The following is a 5173-nucleotide window of genomic DNA, read 5'->3' as shown; positions in this document are numbered from 1 at the left end:
ATCAATGGTAATAACTTTGACCCATCCTTAACCGAGATAATTGCATATTTTTCCTGGTAACGGGTGGTTACCACTGCAAATTCATTACCTAACAAGTGCTCAAATTCCGGCTTTAAAAATAGTCCGGTCTCCGCTTTTATTTTGCTGAACAACTGATCTTTTTCATTGCCAATACCAGCTTTAACGTGCCATTGTGACAAACCTGATGAAAACTTTTGCGGATCAGAAACCGCAAAAGTTATACTATATGCCGTGGTAGCCGGAAAAATATCCTTTAAACGGTTAACCACTGGCTGCTGAGCTGCAAAAAGGTTTAAATAACTGGCCGCATGGTTGTATTGCATATTGGTAAAGCCATTAAACATTAAAGCATCGTTTTTATAGTTTAAGCTTAAAGCAGCCAATGCCGGCAGCAGTTTAAAGCTTTTAAAAATATCAGTGTTCTTATTTTTAAAGATCTGGTCAAACAAGGGTGATAACTGCTCGTAATTGATGTACAGGTTGGCCAGCGAGTTGGAGTTTTGCTGCTCAGGCAATGGTACAAACACATTCCTGTTTTGATCGTCGCGATACAATATGCTTTGATCTATCAGCTCTTTTGAAAAACTGCCCGCAAAAATATTATCCTCTTTTTTAATAATGTAAAAATGCTTGTTGATGGCTTTAACTAAAACATCATATTCAAGACCAATGTTATTACGTATAGTGCTTATTGTTAAACCACTATTGGGCTTCGCGTTTAACCTGGTAAGTATATCTGTTTTAAAATCGCCTGCTGCTGTGGTGGTTATGAGCAGGTTAAGGTCGTTTGTGTTTGATGGGTGTATGGATATAAAAATATTTTGTCCGGTAAAAAACTGATCAAGCAGAGGGGATGCCAATAACAATTTGCGCAGGGTGTCAAGATCAGCAAGTTTGTTCTTGCCGGCAACTGCGCTTAATAATTGGCTGCCTTTAAAAATGTCATAAAATCCCTTTTCATTATTAAATTCAAATACCGCGGTAGCATTATCAGGAATGGTACGCATTACCTGGCTGGTGCGTACCCCTGGCGGACTTAAATTTTTAAAGTAAACAACCGTTATGGTTATAGCCGCAGCAAGCAAAATTAAGGTGGTAACTATCAGTCGTTTCATAGCGGGTTGCCTTACAAAGATAGAATTTTACCTTGCGGCATTAAAGTAATACTTTCAATTGGTTAACTTAGCTTTTTATATCTGCATGAACAAACAAATAATCATTACCGCTTCGGTTTTTGGTATGCTTGCTGTTATAACCGGTGCCTTTGGTGCTCATGGTTTAAAAGCCCTGCTACCCGCAAGTCAGCTCGAGGTATGGCACACTGCTGTACAATACAACTTTTATCATGTATTTGCATTGTTATTCCTGTCAACTTTTGCAAAGTTTAAAAACAGGTTAATAACCTTAGCTTATTATTTTTTCACTTTCGGTATTGTGTGTTTTTCAGGTTCATTATATCTGTTATCATGCCGTAGTATATTGGGTTGGGACTGGCTGATAGCCTTAGGCCCAATTACACCACTGGGCGGCTTGCTGTTCATTTTAGGCTGGCTGATGTTAGCTCTTGCTGCTTTGCGTAATAAATAATTTCGATTTGGGGTTTCGGATTTTCGATTTCGAATTTTAAAGCATAGGATTTAGTAATTAGGATTTAGAGTTTAGTATTTAGAATTTACATGTTAGAATTTGCTGAAATTGAACATACCGACCGTAAAACGCTTTTTGCCGAAGTGATTTTGCCGCTCGCAATTTCAAAAAATTATACCTACCGGGTTCCGTATGATCAAAATGATGCTATAGCTATTGGCAAAAGGGTAGTAGTACAGTTTGGTAAAAGTAAGCTGTACACCGCCATTGTTAAGGAGATCAGTACCCAGGCCCCGGAAAAGTACGAAGCCAAGTACATTATTGAAATTCTGGATGACCACCCGGTAGTGACCCCGCATCAGTTACACTTTTGGCAATGGCTGGCCGATTATTATATGTGCAACATTGGCGAAGTGATGAATGCCGCCCTGCCTGCCGCCCTGAAACTGGCCAGCGAAACCCGCATTGTACTTAATAAAGAGTATGAAATTGACCGCTCGACTCTGCACGATAAAGAGTTTTTAATTGTGGAGGCCCTGGATATACAGCCTGAGCTAACGGTGAGTGATATTGCCAAGCTGCTGGGCCAAAAAACGGTAATGCCTATTCTGAAACTGATGTTTGAGAAAAATATCATTCATATATCAGAGGAGGTTAGTGAGCGCTACAAACCCCGCAAACGTACTTTTATTACGTTAAATCCGGTTTACAATAACCCCGACAATTTACGGGAATTGTTTCCTATACTGGAGAAACGGGCCCCCAAACAAGCTGATGCGCTGCTGGCTTATATTAAACTATCGCGCCATCAAAAGGCCATCACCAAAAACGAACTGATTGAGGAAAGCGGTGCAGGCGAATCAAGCATTAAATCGCTTATAGAAAAGGAGATCCTTTTTGCTGAGGAAAAAAATGTGAGCCGTCTGCATTTTGAGGAAGATGAGGAGTTTAATAGGGATTTTGAACTGAGCGAACAGCAAACCGAAGTGCTGCAAAGTATACGTACACAGTTTACAGAAAAAGATGTGGTGCTATTGCATGGGGTAACCTCATCGGGAAAAACACAGATCTATATCAGGTTGATAGAAGAGATGATGCGCAATGACAGACAGGTGCTTTACCTGCTGCCCGAAATTGCACTTACCACGCATATTATTGAGCGCCTGCGCATGTATTTTGGAGCTGATATTGGTGTTTATCATTCCCGCTTTAATGATAACGAGCGGGTGGAGGTTTGGCAAAAGGTGCTGAACAATGATTATAAAGTGATATTAGGAGCAAGGTCATCGGTTTTTTTGCCGTTTAATGATCTGGGGCTTATTGTTGTTGATGAGGAGCATGAAACTTCCTATAAACAGTTTGACCCGGCACCACGGTATAATGCCCGCGATGCGGCCATATTTTTGGCCAATATGCATCAGGGTAAGGTACTATTGGGTTCGGCCACACCATCATTTGAGAGCTATTTTAATGCCCGCAATAACAAATACGGCTTTGCCGAGCTAACTGAACGCTATGGCGGTGTACTGCTGCCCGAAGTGGAGGTGGTAAGTATCAGTTATGAAACCAAACAAAAAACTATACAATCGCATTTTACCAGCGTGTTGATGGAGGGGATTAACCAGGCGCTGGTTAATAAAGAACAGGTGATCCTGTTTCAAAACCGACGTGGTTATGCCCCGGTACTGATGTGTAAAATATGCGCTTATACGCCCAAATGCATTAATTGCGATGTAAGCCTTACCTATCATAAAAGTAGCGGCAAGCTGCACTGCCATTATTGCGGCTATAAAGAGGATTCGCCATCAATTTGCCCGGCCTGTGGATCAACGCACCTGGAATACAAAGGCTTTGGTACCGAGAAGATAGAAGATGAATTAAGCTTGCTATTGCCCGATGCCCGCATTACCCGTATGGACCTGGATACTACCCGTGCCCGCAATTCGCTGCAAACCATACTGAACAACCTGGAAGAAAAAAAGATAGATATACTGGTAGGTACGCAAATGGTAGCCAAAGGGCTCGATTTTTCGGACGTTACCCTCATTGGCATCATTAATGCCGATAGCCTGCTTAAATTTCCTGATTACAGGGCCAATGAGCGTAGTTTCCAGATGCTGGCGCAGGTAAGCGGCAGGGCAGGCCGCAGAGGTAAGCAGGGCAAGGTTGTGATACAGACATATGACCCTCATCACCGGGTGATAAAACAGGTGATCGCTAATGATTATAATGATCTGTATTTTACAGAGATGGAAGAGCGTAAAAGCTTTAAGTACCCCCCATTTTATCGCATCATTAACCTGGATATTAAACACAAGGATCCTGAAATACTATATAATCAGGCCAATTACCTGGGTAATGAGCTGCGCAAGCATTTTGGTGAACGGGTGATAGGTCCGGAAGCGCCACTTATCAGCAGGATAAGGAATTATTATATCAAATCTATCATGCTTAAATTTGAGAAGGATGGTATATCTATTGTTAAAGCCAAGGCTATCTTGCGTGATGTGATCGTTCAGTTTCAAACTACCAAACTGAGTAAGGGCAGTATCATACAGCCCGATGTTGATCCTTATTAAAATTTATTAGATTGTCATTCTGAGCATAGCGAAGAATCTATTAGCCGATATGTATGTGGCCGAGTGGATCCTTCGCTATACTCAGGATGACAAGGAGCTTCGGAAGATAGCGTCGTGCCCCCGCAATCGCCTCTGCTTTTATGCATTAAAAACAGTATAAACTTTTTATTGGCTAACACATAATGAATTACCTTTTGTTACGTTAGTAATCCCCCTAAATACTGAAATTCCTGCTAACTTTGCCTTATAAATGGCTTATAAGTATATTGATAATTACCGCGAGAAAGGTGCCCGGAAACGATTGGTTGACATCCTGCAAAAAAAAGGTATTCAGGATGAAGGGGTTTTATTGGCCATTGGTAAAGTGCCGCGCCATTACTTTTTTGATGAAACTTTCTGGAATCAGGCTTACCATGATATCGCCTTCCCAATAGGTGAGGGACAAACCATATCTCAACCTTACACCGTTGCTTACCAAACCGAACTGCTGCATATCCGTAAGGGGGATAAAGTACTGGAAATAGGTACGGGCTCGGGCTATCAAACTTGTATTTTGATGGAGCTTGGCGCAACAGTTTATACCATTGAACGGCAGGAAAAGCTTTACGAACGCACCAAATTTATCCTCCCCGAAAAAATGGGCTACAAGCCACACTTTTTTTGTGGCGATGGTTCTATAGGCAAGGCGGCATACGCACCTTATGATAAAATCCTTGTAACTGCCGGTGCACCCACTGTTCCCGATGTATTATTAAAACAATTAAAGATAGGCGGTATCCTGGTGATACCCGTTGGTGACGAAGAGACCCAGAAAATGGTTACTGTATTAAAAGTTGCCGAGCATGATTATGAAAAAATGGTGTTGGATACTTTCAGGTTTGTACCACTGGTAGGGGATAAGGCCTGGTAGAGCCCCCCCCGGCCCCCAAAAGGGGGAGCTTTTTGATTAGCAAATTTGAGTTAAATTAAAAGGCCTGCTTGTATAT

4 protein-coding genes are annotated in these 5173 nt (G+C 41.7%); 3 read left to right on the top strand and 1 reads right to left on the bottom strand.

Annotated features, from left to right (window positions below; genetic code table 11):
- Positions 1 to 1136: hypothetical protein (locus AC1DRQ_RS29340; protein WP_477429344.1), on the bottom strand; the 1136-nt coding region annotated here is incomplete at its 3' end.
- An 85-nt stretch (positions 1137 to 1221) separates the two neighbouring features.
- On the opposite strand from AC1DRQ_RS29340, the gene AC1DRQ_RS29335 reads away from it, so the two are divergent.
- The 3 genes from AC1DRQ_RS29335 (at position 1222) to AC1DRQ_RS29325 (ending at position 5097) form a co-directional block, all read left to right on the top strand.
- Positions 1222 to 1608: a DUF423 domain-containing protein gene (locus AC1DRQ_RS29335; RefSeq protein ID WP_429399393.1), complete on the top strand. Its 387-nt coding sequence runs from the start codon at positions 1222 to 1224 to the stop codon at positions 1606 to 1608.
- A gap of 89 nt (positions 1609 to 1697) precedes the next feature.
- A complete protein-coding gene (gene priA / locus AC1DRQ_RS29330; protein ID WP_477429342.1) occupies positions 1698 to 4187 on the top strand; it encodes a replication restart helicase PriA in 2490 nt (829 codons plus the stop codon).
- Positions 4188 to 4437: 250 nt separating this feature from the next.
- Positions 4438 to 5097, top strand: coding sequence for a protein-L-isoaspartate(D-aspartate) O-methyltransferase (locus tag AC1DRQ_RS29325; RefSeq protein WP_429399395.1), 660 nt, complete (start codon positions 4438 to 4440; stop codon positions 5095 to 5097).
- Positions 5098 to 5173 lie beyond the last annotated feature (76 nt).

This window comes from Mucilaginibacter sp. P4_E8 (assembly GCF_056401495.1).
Note: the sequence above shows the minus strand (reverse complement) of the source record. Positions and strands in the feature narration are given on the sequence as shown.